Below are 21,194 nucleotides of genomic sequence, written 5' to 3'. Positions count from 1 at the left end.
GATGGATATGAAATACGATAAAATGGTTGCGATGAACCAGGCTAAAAGCAGACAGAAAGCAGATGTTGCTATAAGTGAGATTGAAAAAATGCTTCAAAGAAAAGAGCGGATTTCGGTAACTGAGTTAGCAAAAAATACTGGATTTGCAAAAAGTTTTTTTTACAGAAATCCGGAAGTCAGAAAAGCGTTAGATGATGCACAGCTTCAACAGGGGGAATGCTACAATCCGAAGAAAGTTATATTCGATAGAGCGTTGGAGAATACAAACATTAATTTGAAGAGTACAGTTATGAAGTTGAAAAAAAGAATCAGGGAATTAGAGAGTGAAAATAGCAGATTAGAGAAAAAGATCGAGGAATTAACAAAAGAGTTAAACAAGCAAAAGAAATAAATAATCAAATAAGAAAGATAGCTGACAGCGGATGGTATGAACATATCTCGGCTGTTTTGCTTTATATAGAAATCATTAAGGTTATGGATTTGGACGTTTTACCTAATGCACAATGTACACAGTTTCACGGAAAATGGGCAGAAAAAGACAGAAACTTCGGAGTGACGCTGATGATAGAGCCAGTGTTTATGCGGGCTACCAGAGAAGGGGTAAAAATTATGGTGGTTCTGATCAGTCTGGTCATCATCTTTAAGGAACAGCTTACAGCACTTGTTAAAAAAATCCTTACAAAAATCACAAAACAAAGCAATACGATCTGAAAATAAGAAAAAACGGTGATATCTGCTGATATTTTCGTTTTGGAAAGGAGAGGTACCCCTTGGCAGGAAATGTGAAAAAAGGCAGCATTACGATCTTTCTGGCTCTGATCTTGAGCCTGGTTCTTTCTCTTGTGTGTGCCAGCATTGAATCTGTACGCATGGCAGCTGCCAGGACACAGATACTTAACAGTATGGATATTGGCTTATATTCCTTATTTGGACAGTATGACCGAACGCTTTTGGAAGATTATGAGCTGTTTGCACTGTATGCAGGTGGAAAAGAAGAACTGGATATGGCTTCTGTATATGATGATTTTCAGACTTATATGAAACCTGTATTGAAACAGAACAGTCAGAAACTGGAGCTTCTCCAGGGCGGATTCAATGGTTATCAGCTTCTGAGCGACGGAAAAGGCGAGATTTTTTACCAGCAGGCTGTTCAGTATATGCGTGAAACTCTGGGAAGCCAGGGGGTACAGACTCTTCTCGGAAAACTGAAGGATCAGGAAAAGAAGACAGAGGATGCAGAGAAAAAAGGAGAACAGGCAGAAAATAAAGGAACGTTGGATTCCTATGATTCTGCTATTACGGACGCCGCGCAGAAGAGCGAAGAAGCCAAAAAAGAACAGGAACAACAAAAAAACCAGGGAGATTTTTCGGATGCAGGAAATGGGGATGATTTTACCGGTGGTGTTGATGAAAGCGTGGAAAATCCTATTCCGATCATCAGAAGAGTCCGTAAAATGGGACTTCTTGATCTGGTAGTACCATCCGAACGGGGAATATCGGATGCGGTTACAGACAGAAAAAGCCTTACATCCGGAAGAAAGCTCCAGACAGGACTAATGTTGGATACGGATATACGATCCGATAATTCGTATACGTCCGGAATATTGTTTGGACAGTATCTGCTAAAGAAACTGGGAAATTATCGAAGACCGGCAGCGGCAGGGTTGAATTATCAGGTGGAATATATTCTTGGAGGGAAGAACAGTGATCGGGAAAATCTGAAGTCCGTGGCAGGAAAACTTCTGGTGATCCGTCAGGGGGTTAACATGGCGTATCTGCTTTCAGATGGTGGAAAACGGATACAGGTCGAAACACTGGCGTTGGCGATTGCATCAGGTTTTCTGATCCCACCGGCGGCAGCAGTGATCGAAGCGGCACTGATCTTTTGCTGGGCATTTGCGGAGAGTATTCTGGATGTCCGGGAACTTTTTGCAGGAGGACATGTACCTCTTATAAAAAACTCCTCAGACTGGCAGCTGTCTTTGAGTAATCTGCCCAATATCCTGGACAAACTGGATTCTTCAAGAAAGGATGCAGGGAATGGAATGTCTTATGAGGATTATCTTCAGGTTCTGCTTATGGCGAAAGGAAAACAGGATAAAGTTCTGAGAGGAATGGACATGATCGAGTGCTCTGTACGTGAAAAGGGAAAAAGACCAGGTTTTCAGATGGATCACTGCATCACTGCCATGGAAGCGTCTGCAGATGTAAAAGCAAACAGACGGAAAATATTTACAGTTACACGTCAGTATGCGTATGAATAGAAAGAGAGGTGTACAGGGATGCTTTTTCAGAAAGAAAAAGAAGATAAAAATCAGATAAACAGACTGGATCAAAAAAGAGAAAGGCGCTCTCGAAGAGCTTTTTTCCTGCTTTCCCCGATAAGCCGGAAAACGCTTTCTGGAAAAGTATCCCTGTGCGCCTTTCTGAAAAAAGCAAGTCTCACCCTGGAGACGGCGATGGCTTTGCCGCTGTTTTTTTTCGGAGTGCTCACGCTGCTTTCTTTTATGGATATTTACAAGGTACAGACGGAGCATCTGACCGGCTTGTGCCAGAAAGCAAAGGAAGCAGGTATGTATGCGTATGGTGCCGGCGGTTCAGGTACAGAAACGATCACATTGCCGGACATATATTCCTATCAGCCCATAGGCGGTCTGATCCCGCTTCCTAAAATATGGTTCCATAATACGGTAAAGGTTCATACGTGGAATGGTGTGGTATACGAAAATGGAAAGGATACAGTGGAGAGCCAGCCTATGGTGTATGTGACAGAATCAGGAAGTGTGTATCACAGAAAATTGGGGTGCAGTTATCTGAATCTGTCTGTTCAGCAGATATCAGGCTCTTCGGTTAAAGCTTTAAAAAATGCATATGGAGAAAAGTATCAGGCCTGTGAGCTGTGCAGTCGTGGGCAGGAACCGGCCGGAGTGGTATATATCACAAAAAAGAGTAACCGTTTTCATAACAGGGAAAGCTGCAGCGCATTGAAACGATCTGTACGGATGGTGAAAGAAACCGAGGTTTCCGGTGAAATGAGTGCCTGCGGACGATGTGGCTGAAGGGAGAGATCATGAGCAGTGTAAAAATTTGCATGACTGTACTTCTTGTAATTAATACCTGGACAGATATCCGAAAAAAAGAAATCTGTTTACCGGTGCTTTTTATATTTCTGGCAGGCGGGATCCTGTGGCGGATCAGGCAGGGGCTTCTCTGGCCGGCAGGGATTATTTCCATGGGAATCGGAGTATTTATAATTTTGATCGCTTTGATCAGTGGAGGAATGGTCGGATTTGGAGACGGATTGCTGATACTGACAATGGGCTCTGTGCTGGGAGCCGGAGAACTGGCAGGGATCCTCTGTGGTGCATTATTGTTGTGTGGAATCTACTCAGGCATTGAGTATCTTATGCTAAAAAAGAGTCGAAGTGAGGAAATTCCTTTTGTACCGTTTCTGCTGATCGGATATTTGGGAGGGATATTTTTGTGAGAAAAATAAAAAAGGGAAGCTTTACAATAGAAGCTGCATTGCTCATGCCGCTGGTGCTTATGATACTGATCGGAGTGCTGTATCTGGATTTTTTTGTACATGACAGAGCATATCTTACTGCGGCAGCTTATGAGGCAGCAGTCAGCGGCAGTATGGAAGGATATAAAAAGAAAGGAAACATATATGAAAAGGCGGATATACAGGGTAGAATGCTGGGAGATATCGGGCTGCCGGGAGGAGAGAATCTGAGCATGCAGACAAATGCAGGAAAAACTGTGAAAGTAACTTACAGACTGGAAGTACCTGCCGGTTTCCTGGGGCAGAAATGGAAGCTGGAAGTCAGTGGTAAGGCAAAGCCTCTGCGGCCTGTGGGATGGATCCGCAAGGTAAAAGGAACTGTGGATATGCTGGGAGAGGTGACGCCATAAAATGAGAACGGAATATAAAAGAGATATGAATCATAATTATCTGATCCTGACAGGAGATGAGAGAATCGATACAGATTCTTATCAGGTAAGGATGATCGTGGCCAATGCTGTGCCTGATCTTCTTCAGTGTCGGATACAGGGAATCGACGGAAAATTCATGGTGTATTATGATATAACTTCCAGGCATTCCATGACTGCGCTTTTTGAGGAAAAAAAGATGGATCTGGAGTCGCTTCAGGTGATACTGGGAGGCTTTATACAGATCATGGAAGAAATGTCCGAGTATCTTTTGAATCCCTGTCAGTTGATCCTGGAACCGGAATATATCTATCTGGATGCGGAAAGAAAAAGTGTCCGATTTTGTTATCTTCCGGGATTTCATGGGGAAATACAGAAACAGTTTCAGAGTCTTGCGGAGTATATCCTTCCAAAGCTGGATCATGAAGACGGAAAAGCGGTCATGTTGGGATATAATGTATACAGACGTGCACTGGAGGACAGCTTTCATCTGGAATACATCAAGGAAGAGTTATATAAAATATGTAACAGCGACGAGGAAGATTTTTCTCCATATGAAAAAAAGAAAACAGTGCTCCAGGAAGAAAACAGGATGACAGAGGAGGAAAAAGCAGAGGATCTGTGGCAGGTGGAAGGCTGGGAAAGAGTCAGTGTGTCCGGAAATGAAAAACAGAAAAAATATTCAGCGGACTCACAGAAGCGGAAAACAAACAAAATATGGAAGCCAGTGGCTGGATTTGGTGCAGCATTGGGGCTTCTTCTGGGAATTACGGCAGGAATGGCCGGCGGATATATTCCAAGAATAAGCAAAGAAATTTTTCTTCTGGGAATTCTTGCAGCAATGATACTGGGGATGCTGAGCTATATTCTGATAAAAAAAGTCTGTGGAAAAAAGAAAAAACTGGATACGCCGGTGCCTGAGCAGAAATATGGTGCGGCGGAAAAAGAGGCAGCTGTATATTCTGAAGATCAGAAAGAATCTGGTACGCTGTCAGGGAGCAATGCCGATGACAGCAGAAAAGAACTGGAAAAGATCAAAAAAAATATCCCGACAAAAGCGGAAGATTTTTTAGATGGATTTGGTGAAACAGTAGTTCTTTCGGCAGGTGCATCCAAAGGTCCTGCTACATTAGTAAGTCGGGAACCGGGGGAATTGGCTACCATTTATCTGGAAAGAGATATCACAGTGATCGGAAAACTGGAAACTGCGGCGGATGCAGTGATCAATATACCAACTGTCAGCAGGATCCATGCCAAGATCCGAAAAAGGGAGGGGGCATATTATCTGGCAGATCTGAACTCCAGAAATGGGACTTCTGTAAATGGACAGCTTCTGAAAACAGGAGAAGATTACTTGCTGGAGGATGAGGATGAAGTTGATTTTGCACAGGCCCGTTATATTTTTTTGAAATAACAGAGCGAAAAATCCGGTTTTGTATCGTATTAATATAGGGCCGTAGGTTGTCCGCCTGATGAAAATCTGTTAAAATAATGAAATAAATTTAAATTTTCAGATTATAACAGCGAGTTATGGGGAATATTTCCGGAACCGCTGTGGAAAGAGGCCGGAATTGGAAGAAATAAAAAAAGAACCTGTGACAGTTTTACTGATCCTCATAAATACGCTGATCTTTCTTGTGGTGGAATTTACCGGCGGTTCGGAGAACGGGCAGCATATGCTGGAATGCGGTGCTGCTTATGCACCGCTGATCCTGGAACAGGGACAGTGGTATCGGCTGTTTAGCAGTATGTTTCTGCATTTTGGTGCGCCACATCTGATTAATAATATGCTGGTTCTGTTTGTGCTTGGCCAGAGGCTGGAACCGGTAACAGGAAAGATAAAATTTTTTCTGATCTATATATTTGGTGGTCTGGGCGGAAATATGCTCTCTTTGTTTTTTGATATGTATGCAGGAAACGCTTCTTTATCTGCAGGAGCTTCCGGAGCTGTTTTTGCAGTCATGGGCGGTATGATCTATGTGATCATACGGCACAGAGGAAGAGTGGCGGATCTGACTGTCAGACAGATGCTGATCATGGCCGCATTTTCACTGTATTTCGGATTTGCAAGTGAAGGCGTGGATAACGTAGCGCATATAGGCGGTTTGTTGAGTGGTTTCCTGATCGCTGTAATTCTTTATCATCCCAGAAAAATATGGAAAACAGTTCCCTGACCGGGAGCGCTCTCAAGCGTGATGTCTCCACTGTGTGCCTGAGCGATCTGTTTTGAAACAGCAAGGCCAAGGCCGGTCCCGGATTCTTTGGTTGTAAAAAATGGCTGAAATATCGTAGCCTGCTGTTCCTTTGAGATTCCACATCCGTTATCCCGGATATCAATGCGGATGCCGGAATTTTCCGGAATGACAGAAAAAGAAATCTTTCCTCCGGGAATGGGAACGGCTTCCCATGCGTTTTTCAGAAGATTTAGAAGCATCTGCCGGACACGGATCCGGTCAAGAGCCATCGATGGCAATGAATCCGGAATATCTGTTTCAAGTGTGATCTCCAGATAATCCAGAGTAGGTTTTATGGATGAAAGGATCGTTCGGAGGTAGCTGCAGGTGTCAATGTTTTCTCTTTTGACATGGCCTGCATTATTAAATGCAGAAAGTTCATCAAGAAGTTCTTTTACATAATCAAGATTATCCATAACATCATCCCAGTGCTTATATTCTTTGACCTCAGGATGTGCAGATGCGATCATCTGGAGTCCGCTGTTAATAAGAGTCAGAGGATTCCGGAGTTCATGTGAAAATTTTGAAAGTGTATAATGAAAATCGTTTTTCAATTTACTGACTGTAGTATCGTTGCACATATTATCACCTCGAAAAAATATTAACATCAGAAATTTCAAATATCAACAAGAACAGTATTGAAAAATTCGAGAAAATACGACAAAATAAGAATATAGATAAAATAATTTTGCAAACAAGGAGGACAAAATAATGGGAGATTGCATATTTTGTAAAATCGCAAATGGAGAGATTCCATCAGCAACACTTTATGAGGATGAGGAATTTCGCGTGATTCTGGATCTGGGACCGGCAAGCAAAGGACACTCATTGATCCTGCCGAAAAAGCATGCAGCGAATATTTATGAACTTCCGGATGAGACTGCTGGAAAAGCAATGATCCTGGCTAAAAAAATGGCAGGAAAGCTGAGAGATGCACTGAACTGTGATGGATTTAATGTTGTGCAGAACAATGGAGAAATCGCAGGACAGACTGTGTTTCATTTTCACATGCATCTGATTCCGAGATATGAGGGAGATGGTGTTGGTTTAACCTGGAAACCCGGAGAACTCAGCGATGAGGTGAGAGATGAAATCTTAAAGAAAATTAAAGAATGACAAATAGCCACTAAAGAGGAAAAATGAATAATCAGACATTTGAAGAGTTTTATCTTAAATACCGAAAAATATCCAGAGGGTATGCGTATGGAGTTCTCCATGACTGGAGTGCTGCTGATGATGTCAGTCAGGATGTACTTTACAAAATGTATACTATAAAGGATGGCCTGAATATTGATAATGAAAAGATGATGTTTTCTCTGATCAAGAGGGCATCTATGAATAAGGCTTTGGATTATATAAAGAAATCAAGCTCCAAGCATGAGTTTGTCTGTCAGGAAGAAGTTGCGGCATTTCTGGAAGAACAGAATTCGGTCGATGCGGAAGAGGTATTTCTGCGTAAAGAGAAGAAAGAATTTATGTATATGGTGCTGAGAAGATTTCGAAAGAAACAGCCGATAAATTATGAGATCTTAATTCAGGTCAAATATCTGGAGATTTCCGTTGAAACAGTTGCAGAAGAATATGGTCTGACGAAAAGTGGTGTCAATAACAGGATATATAAAGCGAAGCGCTGGCTGCAGGAAGAATTTCGCAAAGTATACGAATAAAAGAAAACCCTGCCAGCCCGGAAGGGAGTGGCAGAGTTTTCATATGGCTGTTGTGGAAATATAGTCAGGCTCTGGCGCATTCTTCAATAAGATCAGTGATCTTACTGATGGAATCTACCTGGCCGTTTCCTGCCATAGCATCTGTATATTTCTGACGATCGGTATAGAGCTGGCGGATGGTTTCCAGAAGCTTTTCTTCTGTAATCTCCTCTTCTTCCAGCACTTTACTGAAGCCCTGGCGTTCAAAGGATCGAGCGTTAAGGATCTGGTCACCACGACTGGCTTTTGCAGAAAGCGGGATCAGAAGATTTGGCTTATGAAGTTCGCGGATCTCACAGATTGCGTTAGCGCCTGCGCGGGAGATCACGATATCAGCCATGGCAAACAGATCCGGAAGCTCGTCCTGGATATATTCATACTGGACGTATCCGGCAGTACCGTTGAGAGATTCATCGGTTTTTCCCTTTCCGCAGAGATGAACAACCTGGAATTCCTTCAGAAGTTCAGGGAGGATCTTGCGGACATTATCATTGACAGAAGCAGCTCCCAGACTACCACCGATAACCATAAGTACCGGTTTGTCAGCAGTGAAACCACAGAATTTACGACCGTTTTCCGCATTTCCGGAAAGAAGTTCCTGGCGGATCGGAGTTCCTGTAAGAACTGCTTTGTCAGCTGGAAGATTGGCGACTGTCTCAGGAAAATTACAGCAGATTCTGGATGCAGAAGAGAGACAGAGTTTATTGGCAAGACCTGGAGTCATGTCGGACTCGTGGATCAATGCGGGGATTTTTAAACGTTTGGCCGCGATCACAACGGGAACCGTAACGAAACCGCCTTTAGAAAAAACAACGTCCGGTTTCAGCTCTTTCAGAATCTTTCTGGCCTGGCTGAATCCCTTCAGTACACGAAAAGGGTCAGAGAAGTTTTTGAGATCGAAGTAACGTCTCAGCTTTCCGGATGAGATTCCATAATATGGGATTCCAAGTTCTTCGATCAGTTTTTTTTCGATTCCTTCGTAGGAACCGATGTAGGAAATCTTATAACCAAGTTCCCTGAGCTTTGGAATCAGGGCAATATTTGGAGTTACATGTCCGGCAGTACCACCGCCGGTAAGTACGATGTGTTTCATTTGGATTCCTCCTGAATAGTCATATACTATCATTAAATATGAACTCTAACGGAGGAATTGTCAAGGAAAGATAGGATTACAGGAGAAAAATAATGGAAAATTTCAGGGATGCTGAACTGAAAAAATGGTTGGCAGAAGAATATGAAAAAGAAACCGAAGAGATGGAAAAAATCCTGTTTCCAGATGGAGTGATTCCTGATGATGGAGAAACAGAAGAGGAGGCAAAGGCTGCTTATCAGAGGCTTGTAGAAAAACTGAAAGCAGATGGTGTTTACAAAGAAGACGAAACTTTAAAACTGATGATCATAAAGAGAATGTAAAAATCGTTTATCTGCCCGAAAAGAAAAGTCATAAAGCAGCTCGCGTAGCGGCAGCAGTACTTGTATGCTCAGCCGGTATCTTCGCCGCAAGCATGACCAGCCAGGCGAACAGGAGGTATTTTATTGATTCTGTGAGGTATTGGGTTGGACATGATATGAAGATTGTGGTAGATAATGATAGAACGAATGAGAAAGAATGTGAAGATGAGCAGACAGCGTTAGATAATATTGAAAAAGAGATTAGTGCAAAAGTTCCACAATTTATGTATCGTCCAGATGGTTTTGAGTTTAAAGATTATTATGTGAGTACTTCGGCGGGATATGCAGTAATGGAATATTATTATGGGGAAAATATAATAATGGTATATATAGGAAGATATGATCAAGAAGCTAAAAGCAGTGCTTATATTTTAGATGGGAAAGTAATTGATAAGGTAAATCTTGAGAATGAAAATATTACAGTAAATATTGAAAAAGTAAAAGATGATGCAGATACAAATGAAAATTATGTAGCATGTTGGAAAGATGAATCGATATTTTATCAGATTACAGGTAAAATGCAAAAAGAGGAATTTATAAAATTTATAAAAAATATAGTTTTCTAAAGCGATTATGGAGAATATATATCGTAATATTATTGTAATGGAAGTTTAGCGGTGAAAAGGTGATACATGAAAGAGAAAATAAAGAAAACAATAATGGCGGTATTTTTAGTATTCTGTTGTTGTATGTTGCTGGGAATTCCTGTAATGGCAGAAAACTTATCAGATGATTTTTCAGTAGAAACCGATACGGATGCAGATTATGCAGAAGATACAACCTATAGCGTATTACGTGGAAATAATTTAAATTTGGGAAATTCAAGTATTAAGAAATTAGCTAGCAATAAAGTGATTATTTCTGGTCTTACGCAGTGTCATCACTCTTGCGATATAGTTTATTTAAACATGTATTTAGAACGAAAAGTTAATGGTACTTATTCAACATATAAAAGTTGGAGTTTTACAAAAAAAAATGCAACTAATTTAGTTAAAGATATTACAGTAATCGTGCCAAGCGGTTATTACTACCGTGTACGAGGCTATCACGCAGCTAAAGATGGCAGTAAAGAATCAACCACAACCTTAACCAATGGTATTCTTGTAAAATAATAAATCAACAAAATAACACACCCCCCAGCGATGCCACTCCCCCAAAAAAAATAAAAAATCCAGTAAACTTTACATTACCTTCGCTGGGGAATGTCTAAAAATTCTGAATAATATCAAAAAATCTAAAAAAATCCCCTTAAAAAAAGAAACATATTTCACAAAAAGACTGTCAAAAAACATATATTTCGTGTATAATAAATACAATAACAAACCGTTAATAAACAAAAAGTCGATTATTCTTTCTTGGAATTGTATATCACAGCGTTTCTGGACGATCGGATATCACAGAGAGATCCTTCAGGCTTTTTTTGATATGGAAATTTCAGAACGTGGGACGGAAAAGGGGGCTTGTGCATGAAGATAACATTTATCGGTGCTACGCATGAGGTGACTGGAAGCTGTTATTATCTGGAAGCGGCAGGACGGAAGTTTCTGGTGGATTATGGAATGGAGCAGGGACCGGATTATTATGAAAATAAGGAGCTTCCGGTGGCTCCGGGTGATCTGGATTTTGTGCTTCTGACACATGCACACATGGATCATTCCGGAAATCTTCCGGCCTTGTATGCAAAAGGCTATCAGGGGCCGATCTATGCGACAGAGGCAACTTGTAATCTCTGCGATATCATGCTTCGTGACAGCGCACATATCCAGATGTTCGAGGCTGAGTGGAGAAACCGAAAGGGGCGGAGAGAAGGAAAACCGGAATTTATTCCTGCATACACGATGGAAGATGCCATGGGTGTGCTCCGGAACTTTGTCAGATGCCCATATGATAAGATCATCAAACCGGCAGAGGGAATCGAAGTAAGATTTGTGGATGCAGGACATCTTCTTGGCTCCAGCAGTATTGAAGTCTGGATGACGGAAGAGGACAAAACAGAAAAGATCGTTTTTTCCGGCGATATCGGAAATATCGATCAGCCGCTGATCAGGGATCCGGTATATATCCGAGAGGCAGATTATGTTGTGATGGAATCTACCTACGGAGACCGCAGTCATGGAGAACGTCCGGATTATCCGGCAATACTGGCAGAGATCATCCAGAGGACCTTTGACAGAGGCGGCAGTTTGGTGATCCCGTCCTTTGCAGTAGGCCGTACTCAGGAAATGCTGTATTTTATCCGACAGATCAAAGAACAGGGACTGGTTCACGGCCATGATGGTTTTACGGTATATGTAGACAGTCCCCTTGCCAATGAGGCAACTACGATCTTCAGTGAGAATGCATATACCTGCTATGATGAGGAAGCAATGGATCTTTTGAATAAAGGTATCAATCCGTTATCCTTCCAGGGATTGAAGACCTCCGTTACTACCGATGATTCCAGAGCTATCAATTTTGATGAGGACTGCAAGGTGATCATTTCCGCCAGCGGTATGTGTGATGCTGGTCGTATCAAACATCATCTGAAACACAATCTGTGGAATCCCAGAAATACCATTCTTTTTGTTGGATACCAGGCTATCGGAACTCCGGGACGGGCATTATTGGAAGGTGCTGTGGAGATGAAGTTGTTTGGTGAGACTGTGCAGGTAGCTGCTGAAATATGCAAAATGCCGGGAATCAGCGGTCATGCTGATGTAAACGGACTTATAGAATGGGCGAAAGCCTTTGAGACGAGACCAAAACACGTATTTGTTACGCATGGTGATGATACGGTGACGGAGATTTTTGCCCAGAGGCTTAAAGAAGAGCTTGGGTATGATGCAACAGCACCCTTTAGTGGAACTGAATATGATCTTCTGGAGAACCGGTGTATCCATGAGGCTGTCGGTGTTCGGATCGTAAAGGCAACTGCTTCGCCGAAAACAACCAAGGCTGCCCGTGCATATGAGAAGTTGCTGGCTATGGGACGTCGCCTGATGTCCGTGATCCGGAAGAATGAAGGCTGCCCCAATAAAGATCTGGATCGTTTTGCAAGAGATATCCAGTCACTGTGTGACAAGTGGGATAGAACAGATATTTAACCGGATAACAAAGATAACATTGAAACAATTATTTTGTCAGATCATCCTAAAATCACCCTGCGGAAATTTTTCGCAGGGTGATGATAAATCCGATATACAAAATAAGATTATGTGAGATCAGCCTTCGTTCAATGCCTGGCGGATGGCTTTTGCAAGCTGATCCGGACATGAAGTTGGTTTGAATCCGCAGCGGATGCCTTCCAGACGGGAGATCACTTCATCTGCATCCATTCCCTCTGCAAGCTGTGCAACACCCTGTGTGTTTCCGGAACATCCGCCTGTAAACTTGATATTGTGAACTTTTTTATTATCGTCGATCTCGAACTCAATTCCCTGAGCACAGACGCCTTTTGTCTTATAAACCATTCTGGTTACCTCCTGTTCTGTTTATTTATCGATTATAGCATCTCTCAAAAAAAGTTTCCATAAAAAATAAAATTTGTTATAATGAACAATGTAGAAAAAGAAAAAGATACTGCTGAACGGAAAAAACTGTGAAATTCAGCGGGATATCATATTGAAAGAGAGGATTTACAGATCATGAAATGTGTTGGAATCATAGGAGCAATGGAACAGGAAGTAGCAAGACTGAAAGAGGTTATGGAGAATGTATCCATTACTACCAGAGCCGGAATGGATTTTTATGAGGGTGTTCTGGAAGGAAAGAAGGTAGTTGTGGTACAGTCTGGGATCGGTAAGGTAAATGCCGGCATGTGCACCCAGATCCTGGCAGATCTCTTTCAGGTGGAAGCGGTGATCAATACCGGTATCGCAGGAAGCCTTAACAATGATATCAATATTGGAGATATCGTACTTTCCACAGATGTTCTTCATCATGATATGGATGCAACCGGATTCGGATATCCGAAGGGACAGATCCCGCAGATGAAAGAGTTTTCCTTCCAGGCAGATGAGTGCCTTCGTAAGATCGCACATGATGTATGCGAGGAAGTAAATCCGGAGATCAGGGTTTTTGAAGGAAGAATTGCTTCCGGAGATCAGTTTGTATGTGATCAGGGTGTAAAAGATAATATTGTAAAGGAATTCAGCGCCTATGCTGTTGAGATGGAGGGCGCAGCGATCGGACAGGCAGCAGCTCTTAACGGGATTCCATTCCTGATCATCCGTGCTATCTCAGATAAAGCAGATAATAGTGCAAACATGGATTATCCGGCTTTTGAAAAGCTTGCAATTGAGCATAGCGTACGTCTGACCCAGGGAATGCTGAAACGGATGGCCTGATCGGAACTTTGGAGGGAACCGTCATTTTTCTTCTGCATATACTGTAAGAGATAGCAGAGAGAGGACAGCAGAAGAGTTATGATCTATCCAGATTTTTATCCGTTTTATGCTACACAGGGAAGTCCTGGTTTTTATAATGAAGAGAGAGAACAGGAAAAGGAATTTGATCTGATGAGATCATACTATCCGGATACAGCCCGAAGGATCCAGGAAAAAGCGGAAGCACAGTGTCAGCTTTTGGATTATGAGGGAAGCCGGCTGTATGATGAATATCCGGATCGTTTCATGCTCTATCACATCTGTCACCAGGTGAAAGGACAGATGGAAGGAGATACCAGTGTACAGGAGATTCCAGGAGGGTTCCTGGATGATCTGATCGAAGTGCTGGTGTATCAGGAGATTTCCAGACGAAGATGCAGGAGGAGAAGGTGCAGAAAATGTTTCCGCACTGAGTATTAAAATGGCGGTTTACCCATGAACGATACAGTGATACTGGCAGAAGCGACCAAAACTGGTTCGCACAACATCTGTCCATATACAATAAAACAAAAAGTGAATATAATGGAAGTATGATGAAAACAATAAGGGAATTTTTAGAAGAACAGATTAATGAACAGCTGATACAGGCTGTTGTCAGTGGCCGCAGGACTGGCGAGGGACCTTCCAAGGTGAAGCTTCGTCCTGTGGAGCTGAAGGGTCAGATTTTTTACCAGGCGTCCATGACAGAAGGGACGAAGGTTTATCATAAGAATTTTACCAGGGAAGAGATGATCGCTTATCTGGAGCATGCCATGGAGGAATTTCGTCAGCTTCAGGCAACCGGACGCAGTCAGGATGGAAGTATCCTTATCAGCAAGAAAGGGAAAGCAACCATCAAAACAAAACAACACGGGCCTGCACAGAATGAGAAGATAAAGATCGCTCCTCATAACCGGGTGAAACAGTACATTCTCAGAGAGGGAACGGCAGCTCCGTTTCTGGTGGATCTGGGAGTTATGACAAAGGATGGAAAGATCGTTGCTTCCAGATATGACAAGTTCAGACAGATCAATCGCTTTCTGGAGTTTATCAGGGATATCCTTCCGAAGCTTCCTAAAGACAGAGAGATCACGATCCTGGATTTTGGCTGCGGAAAATCCTATCTTACTTTTGCTATGTATTATTATCTCAGAGAACTGGAGGGTTTTGATGTAAACATCATAGGGCTGGATCTTAAGGAAGATGTGATACGGCATTGCAGTGAATTGGCCAGATCTTATGGTTATGACAAGCTGCATTTTTACCAGGGAGATATTGCAGGGTACGAAGGCGTTTCTTCTGTGGACATGGTGGTGACACTTCATGCCTGCGATACAGCAACAGATTTCGCTCTGGCCAAGGCAGTGGAATGGGGGGCTCAGGTGATCCTGTCTGTTCCATGCTGTCAGCATGAACTGAATCGTCAGATCCGAAACGAAATGCTCCAGCCTGTTATGCGTTATGGGATCCTGAAGGAAAGAATGGCAGCTCTGATCACAGATGGTCTTCGTGCCGAGCTTCTGGAAAGCAAAGGATATGAAACCCAGCTTCTTGAATTTATCGATATGGAACATACACCAAAGAATATTTTGATCCGCGCAGTAAAAACCGGAAAGAAAAAGAGCAGGGACAGTTTTTCGGATACCATGAAGGCTCTTCATGTGGCTCCTACCCTGGACAGGCTTCTTTATCCGGAAGAGTCAGCCTCACAGAAGGGAGAATGACATGATGAAGATCCTACGTAAGGGAGCGATACTGCTGGTGATCTTTGTGGCAGTAGTAGCCGGGACCTCATTTCTGATGAACAGTCAGTCTACAGATAACCGCTCAGATATGAACGATGCCACACTTCCGGAGGTTATGGTAAAGATCGGAAGTACCCAGGCAAATAAGATGTATGGATACAGACAGCAGATGCAGACCGATTTCATGAGAGGAAGTATTACTCCGCTGGATACAACCAAAAAAGTGTCTTTTGAGATCAACCCATATGCTGATACAGTAACAGGGCTTGCTTATGAGGTACGGACTTCAGATGGAAGCAAGGTTATGGAGAACCGTAAGATCAAGAATCTCACAAAAGAGGACAACGGCTGTTTAAGTACAGAGATTGAGATCGGCAGTGACCTTCGCATGAACCAGGAGTATTCCATGCAGATCACGCTGGATACCAGTGAGGGGGAAGTTTACTACTATACAAGAGTGGTTTCCAGAACCCAGTTGAATACAGAAGCGTATCTTCAGTTTGTCAAGGATTTTTCCACAAAGTGTCTGGACAAGGAACAGGCAGATGCGCTGACCGGATATCTGGAAGCGGAGGATATTTCCAGCGGAACGAATTACAATAATATTTCCATCAATTCCGGACTTTCCAATATCAGCTGGGGATCCCTTTCTCCGAAGCTCTACATGGAAGGAGTTCCGCTGATCGATGATATCAATGAAACGACTGCAAGTATCACGCTGGATTATCAGGTTTCCGCACAGGATGATGAGGGTAAAACCGAAATTTATGATGTTACGGAATTTTACCGTATGCGTTATACAGAAACAAGGATCATGCTGCTGGATTTTAAACGTTCTGCAACGAAGGTATTTGATCCGTCTCAGAAGGTAGTTTCCGATGCAGGCCTGCTTCTGGGTGTCCGTGACAAGAATGTCACCTATGCTTCAGACAGCAGTGGAAAGATTGTTGCTTTTGAGCAGGATGGGGATCTCTGGTCTTATGCACCGTCCAGCGGAAAGATCACAAGGGTCTTCAGCTTCCGCAAAGAGGAAGATAACGATTCCAGATATGTGCGCAACGAACATGATATCAAGATCATCCGAGTAGCAGATAACGGGGATGTGGACTTTGTATTGTACGGTTACATGAACCGTGGTGTTCACGAGGGGTACAGCGGTGTCTGTGTTTATCACTACAACAGCGACCGTAATGTGGTGGAAGAAAAAGTATTCATACCAAGTACAGAATCCTACGAGTTCCTGAAGGAAGATCTTGGAACACTCACTTATGTAAACAAAAACAATCAGCTGTTTCTGCTGTTTGCACAGAAGCTGTATCAGGTAGATATTGAGACAGGAACCTCCCAGGTTCTGGAAGAAGGGATCAAACAGAACCATTTTGTTGTGTCAGATACCAAGGCACATGCAGCATGGCTGATCGAATCCGGAGATGATGCAGGGAAGATCCGGGAAATTGAATTTGATTCTCTGAAAACAAGAGATATTTCGCCGGAAAGCGGAAAAAATCTGAGAGTTCTGGGATTTATGAATGAAGATCTGGTATATGGGATCCTTTCCGATGAAGACATTCTTACGGATGCCAATGGACATGAAACAGAGGGAATCAGCACATTCCGCATCGAGAGCTTTAAAGGAAAGGTGAAAAAAGAGTATCGTCAGGACGGCCTTTATATCACCAACGTAACGGTTGGCAGCACCATGATGGAGTTTGAACTTTCTGCAAAATCGGGGAATGCTTATACAGTCCAGAAAAAGGACAATATCATGAATAACAAAAAAGCATCCGGAAGCCAGATAGATGTAGCATTGATCACTACAAACCGTGCAGGAACGCTGATCCGCCTGACCATGACCCAGAAACCGGAGACAGACAGTCCGCTGCTTGTTTGTTCCAAGATCGAGAGTACTGAAGACTCATCGGTAACATTGGATACTACCGTTCCACAGGGAGAACTTTATTATGTTTATGCATATGGTTCTCTTGACCGTATCTATACCGATCCGGCTGCAGCTGTGAAACGCGCGGATGCGCAGACTGGAGTGGTACTTAACCGTGCGCAGCAGTATGTCTGGGAACGTGGAAACAAAAAAACAAAGCTTCAGATGAATATAGAAGATGTACCGGAAAGTATACGTACAGCCAACTGGAAGAAAAAAGAACTTCAGGATAGCCTTGGTGATATGGGAACGGTGATCGATCTGACCGGCTGCACTCTTGACAATGTTCTTTATGAGGTCAGTGCCCAGAGACCGGTGATCGCCAAGACAGGAGAAAATTCCAGTGTGGTGATCGTAGGCTATGATGAATATAATACCTATCTTTATGATCCGGCAACAGGGCAGATCAGCCCGTATGGAATGAATGACAGTACAGCGCTGTTTGAGAGTGCCGGAAATGTATTTCTCACCTATATAGAAAACGTCACAGAGTGATGCTTACAGAGCAGGCCGGATGAAGGCTATGGGTTTACAGCAGGATGGCAAGACGGGAGTTCCCGTTTGGCATAAATCGGAAAACAGGAAAAAAGTTCCTGTTTTCCGGGAAAAGCGCGACAGGAAAGGGGAAAAAGCAATGTTAAGTGAAAGTATTAAAAAACTGGTACAGTATGGAGTGGAGAGTGGTATTACTCCGGAATGCGAAAGGATTTATGCAACCAATCTTCTTCTGGATGCCTTTGGGGAAAGCGAATATACAGAACCGGAGACAGAGTATGCTAAAATCAATCTTGAGGAGACTTTGAACGAACTTCTTGATGAGGCTGTAAAGAGGGGCATCATCGAGGACAGTATTGTGTACAGAGATCTCTTTGATACAAAACTGATGAACTGTCTGATGCCGCGTCCTGCCCAGGTACAGAGAGAATTCTGGGATGCTTATAAAGAAGATCCGGAAAAAGCCACAGATTATTTTTATAAGCTAAGTCAGGACAGTAACTATATCAGACGTTATCGCGTAAAAAAAGATCAGAAATGGACAGTAGACAGCGAATATGGCAAGATTGATATCACGATCAACCTGTCCAAACCGGAAAAAGACCCAAAGGCTATCGCAGCTGCCAAGCTGGTAAAATCCAGCAGCTATCCAAAATGTCTGCTTTGTCCGGAAAATGAAGGCTATGCAGGAAGAGTCAATCATCCGGCAAGGGAGAACCACAGGATCATCCCGATTACCATCAATGACAGTCCATGGGGCTTCCAGTACTCTCCATATGTTTACTACAATGAACATTGTATCGTATTTAACAGTCAGCATACTCCGATGAAGATCGAGAGAAATACATTTATCAAGCTGTTTGATTTTGTAAAGCTGTTCCCACATTATTTCCTTGGCTCCAATGCGGATCTTCCAATCGTAGGAGGTTCTATCCTCAGCCACGATCATTTCCAGGGCGGGCATTATACCTTTGCCATGGCGAAGGCAGAGATTGAAAAGCATGTGACGATCCCGGGATACGAAGATGTGGAAGCCGGCATTGTAAAATGGCCTCTTTCCGTACTGCGTATCCGCAGCAAAGACGAGACGAGACTGATCGATCTGGCAACACATGTACTGGCAGGCTGGAGAGGATATACGGATGAGGCTGCATTTATCTTTGCAGAAACAGACGGAGAGCCGCATAACACCATCACACCGATCGCACGTAAAGTGGGAGATACCTTTGAACTGGATCTGACATTACGTAACAATATCACAACAGAGGAGCATCCGCTGGGGGTTTATCATCCGCATGCATGCTATCATCATATCAAGAAAGAGAATATCGGTCTTATCGAAGTTATGGGACTCGCTGTTCTTCCGGCACGTCTGAAAGAAGAGCTGGAGCTTCTTGAAGAATACATTTTAAGCGGCAGGGACATCGCTTCCAATGAAAAAATCGAGAAACATGCTGCATGGGTTGCAGAATTTCTGCCAAAATATGAGAAACTTGATAAAGATAATATCCAGGAAGTCCTTCGCAGGGAAGTGGGCAATGTATTTGTTCATGTACTGGAGGATGCCGGTGTTTATAAATGCACACCAGAGGGCAGGGATGCATTTATGAGATTTATCAATACTCTGTAAAAAAGTACGGAGGCATCCGGGGATGGATATGTATTTCAGGAGGAGTTTGTTTATATGAAAAACAGAGAAAAAACCGGAAAGGCCTTTCAGGTAAAATGGCTTTTGCTGGCACTTGTGGCAGCTGCACTGATCTTTGTGCCGGCTGCATCGCATAAGGTGTCGGCGGCGAAGCTTGTTTATACCGTTAAGTTCAATAATAATTCAGGTACCAGCAAAAGTAAGACGTATACCGCACTGACACGGAACGTGACATTAAATACTACGATCAAGCTTCCGGCAGTACCCAAGGCTGTGGGATATCAGAATCTCGGATGGACTACACGGAAGGGGAGCAGTAAGGTAGTATATAAAGCAGGTGCCCGCGTAAAGGTCAGAAAAGATATGACTCTGTATGCGGTCCGCAGAAAGAGTAAGTATTATACCGTAAACTTCTATCTTGGAAATGGAAGCACCAATTCCGCATATAAGAAGCTGCAGAAAAAAGTAGAAGAGGGTACATATTACACATTGCCTGCAGTTCCATCCAGATCGGGATATGTAAATCTTGGCTGGTCAACAGCAAAGAACGGCAAGGCATCTACTGCAAAAAAAGTAGGAACGAAGATTAAAATCTCCGGTAATATCAGATACTATTCCGTACAGATGCAGTCAGTAAAAGTAAATCTCCGCAAGGCAAACGGAACCGTATGGAAGACAGTAACACTTGGAAAGGGCGGTTACCTTAAGCTCCCATCTGTATCCAATGCGACAGGTTATACGTTTATGGGTTGGTCTAAGACCAGACGGACCGGTTCTTCCACAGATCCGGATTATGAAGCCGGTGAACTTCTGCGGATCAGCAAAAACACCAATCTGTATGCGACGGTATTTAACCGTGCACTGGAGAAGGACATCAGTTCCGATGAGATGGCTCATCCGGCGATCGGTATGATGTATAGTAAGGTCATTTTTGTGGGGGATTCCCGTACTGCAGGAATACAGGCGACACTGAAAAAACAGATGAGCAGTTCTGTAACAAATGGGGTTTCTTTTGTTGCAAACCCAGGAAAGGGCTTGAGCTGGTTCCGGGATACAGGATATGCACAGCTTATAGAAGAGATCGACAAAACAGAAGGTTCCAAACCGATCGCCGTTATCTTTAATCTGGGTGTCAATGACCTGGGAAATGCAGGCAATTATGTCAGCTATATGACCAGTATCGCATCCACATTGAAAAGTAAGAACTGTAAGCTCTTTTACATGTCTGTAAATCCGATCAACAGTACCATGATTACAAAAGCAGGAAGAGGCGCCCGTACAGAGGCACAGGTAAGAGAATTCAACAGCAAGATCCGTTCCGGTCTTTCTCTGGATTACAAGTACATCGATATGTACAGCGTACTTATGAAAAAAGGCTACGGGACCAATGCTTCCTACAATGGCACAGACGCTGACAGTGATGATGGACTTCACTACACAACAAAGACATTCAAGAGAATCTACTATTACTGCATTACTTATCTCAACACAGGAAGTATCAACGCATCTTATTATTAATGGTATAACAGACAGAAAAATCCCGTCTGCCGGAGACATTCCGCCAGGCGGGATTTTTCTGTTCGGCGGCCCGCTATTTTTCTGTCCGACAGGGCAATTACTCCTTGCACGAACCATGAGAATAGTCTATACTTAATTCGATACGGACGTTTGGAGGTCCGCAGGGACGTGTAATCCTGAA

Annotated in this window: 23 protein-coding genes; 20 read left to right on the top strand and 3 right to left on the bottom strand. The window is 43.1% G+C overall.

The window, feature by feature from the left end:
• Positions 1-7: 7 nt before the first annotated feature.
• The 8 genes from NCY57_RS02795 (at position 8) to NCY57_RS02760 (ending at position 6,107) form a co-directional block, all read left to right on the top strand.
• Positions 8-391, top strand: coding sequence for a DUF6262 family protein (locus NCY57_RS02795; RefSeq protein ID WP_022279525.1), 384 nt, complete (start codon positions 8-10; stop codon positions 389-391).
• A gap of 170 nt (positions 392-561) precedes the next feature.
• On the top strand, positions 562-711 hold the full coding sequence (locus NCY57_RS02790; RefSeq protein ID WP_250789463.1) for a Flp1 family type IVb pilin: 150 nt from the start codon (positions 562-564) through the stop codon (positions 709-711).
• A 59-nt stretch (positions 712-770) separates the two neighbouring features.
• The gene (locus NCY57_RS02785; protein ID WP_022426241.1) at positions 771-2,264 is read left to right on the top strand and encodes a DUF5702 domain-containing protein; all 1,494 of its coding nucleotides are present in this window, start codon (positions 771-773) and stop codon (positions 2,262-2,264) included.
• Between the two features lie 195 nt (positions 2,265-2,459).
• Positions 2,460-3,059, top strand: a complete 600-nt coding sequence (locus tag NCY57_RS02780; protein ID WP_250789462.1) for a hypothetical protein — start codon at positions 2,460-2,462, stop codon at positions 3,057-3,059.
• Between the two features lie 11 nt (positions 3,060-3,070).
• Positions 3,071-3,487, top strand: coding sequence for a prepilin peptidase (locus NCY57_RS02775; protein ID WP_173761354.1), 417 nt, complete (start codon positions 3,071-3,073; stop codon positions 3,485-3,487).
• The gene (locus tag NCY57_RS02770; protein WP_021652838.1) at positions 3,484-3,915 is read left to right on the top strand and encodes a TadE family protein; all 432 of its coding nucleotides are present in this window, start codon (positions 3,484-3,486) and stop codon (positions 3,913-3,915) included. The genes NCY57_RS02775 and NCY57_RS02770 overlap by 4 nt, the downstream gene beginning before the upstream one ends.
• A 1-nt stretch (position 3,916) precedes the next feature.
• The gene (locus tag NCY57_RS02765) at positions 3,917-5,347 is read left to right on the top strand and encodes a DUF6382 domain-containing protein (protein ID WP_173758273.1); all 1,431 of its coding nucleotides are present in this window, start codon (positions 3,917-3,919) and stop codon (positions 5,345-5,347) included.
• A 157-nt stretch (positions 5,348-5,504) separates the two neighbouring features.
• Complete coding sequence (locus NCY57_RS02760) at positions 5,505-6,107, top strand: rhomboid family intramembrane serine protease (RefSeq protein WP_114001496.1); 603 nt, start codon at positions 5,505-5,507, stop codon at positions 6,105-6,107.
• On the opposite strand, the gene NCY57_RS02755 is transcribed toward NCY57_RS02760, so the two are convergent.
• Positions 6,074-6,748: a two-component system sensor histidine kinase NtrB gene (locus NCY57_RS02755; RefSeq protein ID WP_173758274.1), complete on the bottom strand. Its 675-nt coding sequence runs from the start codon at positions 6,746-6,748 to the stop codon at positions 6,074-6,076. The genes NCY57_RS02760 and NCY57_RS02755 overlap by 34 nt on opposite strands.
• A gap of 130 nt (positions 6,749-6,878) precedes the next feature.
• On the opposite strand from NCY57_RS02755, the gene NCY57_RS02750 reads away from it, so the two are divergent.
• On the top strand, positions 6,879-7,283 hold the full coding sequence (locus NCY57_RS02750; protein WP_015525628.1) for an HIT family protein: 405 nt from the start codon (positions 6,879-6,881) through the stop codon (positions 7,281-7,283).
• 23 nt (positions 7,284-7,306) lie between these two features.
• Positions 7,307-7,834: an RNA polymerase sigma factor gene (locus tag NCY57_RS02745; RefSeq protein WP_118368464.1), complete on the top strand. Its 528-nt coding sequence runs from the start codon at positions 7,307-7,309 to the stop codon at positions 7,832-7,834.
• 64 nt (positions 7,835-7,898) lie between these two features.
• Here the strand turns inward: NCY57_RS02745 and NCY57_RS02740 are convergent, their stop codons facing one another.
• The gene (locus NCY57_RS02740; protein ID WP_092072263.1) at positions 7,899-8,966 is read right to left on the bottom strand and encodes an undecaprenyldiphospho-muramoylpentapeptide beta-N-acetylglucosaminyltransferase; all 1,068 of its coding nucleotides are present in this window, start codon (positions 8,964-8,966) and stop codon (positions 7,899-7,901) included.
• 92 nt (positions 8,967-9,058) lie between these two features.
• On the opposite strand from NCY57_RS02740, the gene NCY57_RS02735 reads away from it, so the two are divergent.
• The 4 genes from NCY57_RS02735 to NCY57_RS02720 all read left to right on the top strand — a co-directional run bounded on the left by NCY57_RS02735 (position 9,059) and on the right by NCY57_RS02720 (position 12,408).
• On the top strand, positions 9,059-9,286 hold the full coding sequence (locus NCY57_RS02735) for a hypothetical protein (protein WP_250789461.1): 228 nt from the start codon (positions 9,059-9,061) through the stop codon (positions 9,284-9,286).
• Between the two features lie 155 nt (positions 9,287-9,441).
• On the top strand, positions 9,442-9,891 hold the full coding sequence (locus tag NCY57_RS02730) for a DUF4367 domain-containing protein (RefSeq protein ID WP_250789460.1): 450 nt from the start codon (positions 9,442-9,444) through the stop codon (positions 9,889-9,891).
• A 66-nt stretch (positions 9,892-9,957) separates the two neighbouring features.
• Positions 9,958-10,437: a DUF6147 family protein gene (locus NCY57_RS02725; RefSeq protein WP_250789459.1), complete on the top strand. Its 480-nt coding sequence runs from the start codon at positions 9,958-9,960 to the stop codon at positions 10,435-10,437.
• A gap of 354 nt (positions 10,438-10,791) precedes the next feature.
• The gene (locus tag NCY57_RS02720) at positions 10,792-12,408 is read left to right on the top strand and encodes an MBL fold metallo-hydrolase RNA specificity domain-containing protein (RefSeq protein WP_173761360.1); all 1,617 of its coding nucleotides are present in this window, start codon (positions 10,792-10,794) and stop codon (positions 12,406-12,408) included.
• Positions 12,409-12,525: 117 nt separating this feature from the next.
• Here NCY57_RS02720 and NCY57_RS02715 read toward each other — a convergent pair whose 3' ends face one another.
• Positions 12,526-12,774 carry a TIGR03905 family TSCPD domain-containing protein gene (locus NCY57_RS02715; RefSeq protein ID WP_015525634.1) on the bottom strand — a complete coding sequence of 83 codons (249 nt, stop codon included), beginning with the start codon at positions 12,772-12,774 and terminating at the stop codon, positions 12,526-12,528.
• A 174-nt stretch (positions 12,775-12,948) separates the two neighbouring features.
• On the opposite strand from NCY57_RS02715, the gene NCY57_RS02710 reads away from it, so the two are divergent.
• The 6 genes from NCY57_RS02710 (at position 12,949) to NCY57_RS02685 (ending at position 21,013) form a co-directional block, all read left to right on the top strand.
• Positions 12,949-13,650: a 5'-methylthioadenosine/adenosylhomocysteine nucleosidase gene (locus NCY57_RS02710; RefSeq protein WP_015525635.1), complete on the top strand. Its 702-nt coding sequence runs from the start codon at positions 12,949-12,951 to the stop codon at positions 13,648-13,650.
• 78 nt (positions 13,651-13,728) lie between these two features.
• A complete protein-coding gene (locus NCY57_RS02705; RefSeq protein WP_021652849.1) occupies positions 13,729-14,109 on the top strand; it encodes a hypothetical protein in 381 nt (126 codons plus the stop codon).
• A gap of 113 nt (positions 14,110-14,222) precedes the next feature.
• The gene (locus NCY57_RS02700; protein WP_015525637.1) at positions 14,223-15,392 is read left to right on the top strand and encodes a class I SAM-dependent methyltransferase; all 1,170 of its coding nucleotides are present in this window, start codon (positions 14,223-14,225) and stop codon (positions 15,390-15,392) included.
• A 1-nt stretch (position 15,393) separates the two neighbouring features.
• The gene (locus tag NCY57_RS02695) at positions 15,394-17,847 is read left to right on the top strand and encodes a C39 family peptidase (protein ID WP_250789458.1); all 2,454 of its coding nucleotides are present in this window, start codon (positions 15,394-15,396) and stop codon (positions 17,845-17,847) included.
• Between the two features lie 139 nt (positions 17,848-17,986).
• Complete coding sequence (gene galT, locus NCY57_RS02690; RefSeq protein ID WP_044962316.1) at positions 17,987-19,477, top strand: UDP-glucose--hexose-1-phosphate uridylyltransferase; 1,491 nt, start codon at positions 17,987-17,989, stop codon at positions 19,475-19,477.
• Between the two features lie 54 nt (positions 19,478-19,531).
• Entirely contained in the window at positions 19,532-21,013 is a 1,482-nt protein-coding gene (locus NCY57_RS02685) for an InlB B-repeat-containing protein (RefSeq protein ID WP_250789457.1), read from the top strand.
• Positions 21,014-21,194 lie beyond the last annotated feature (181 nt).

Source organism: Blautia sp. MB18-30, from assembly GCF_023669475.1.
Lineage (GTDB): Bacteria > Bacillota > Clostridia > Lachnospirales > Lachnospiraceae > Blautia_A > Blautia_A fusiformis.
This window is presented reverse-complemented; position numbering and strand designations above follow the sequence as displayed.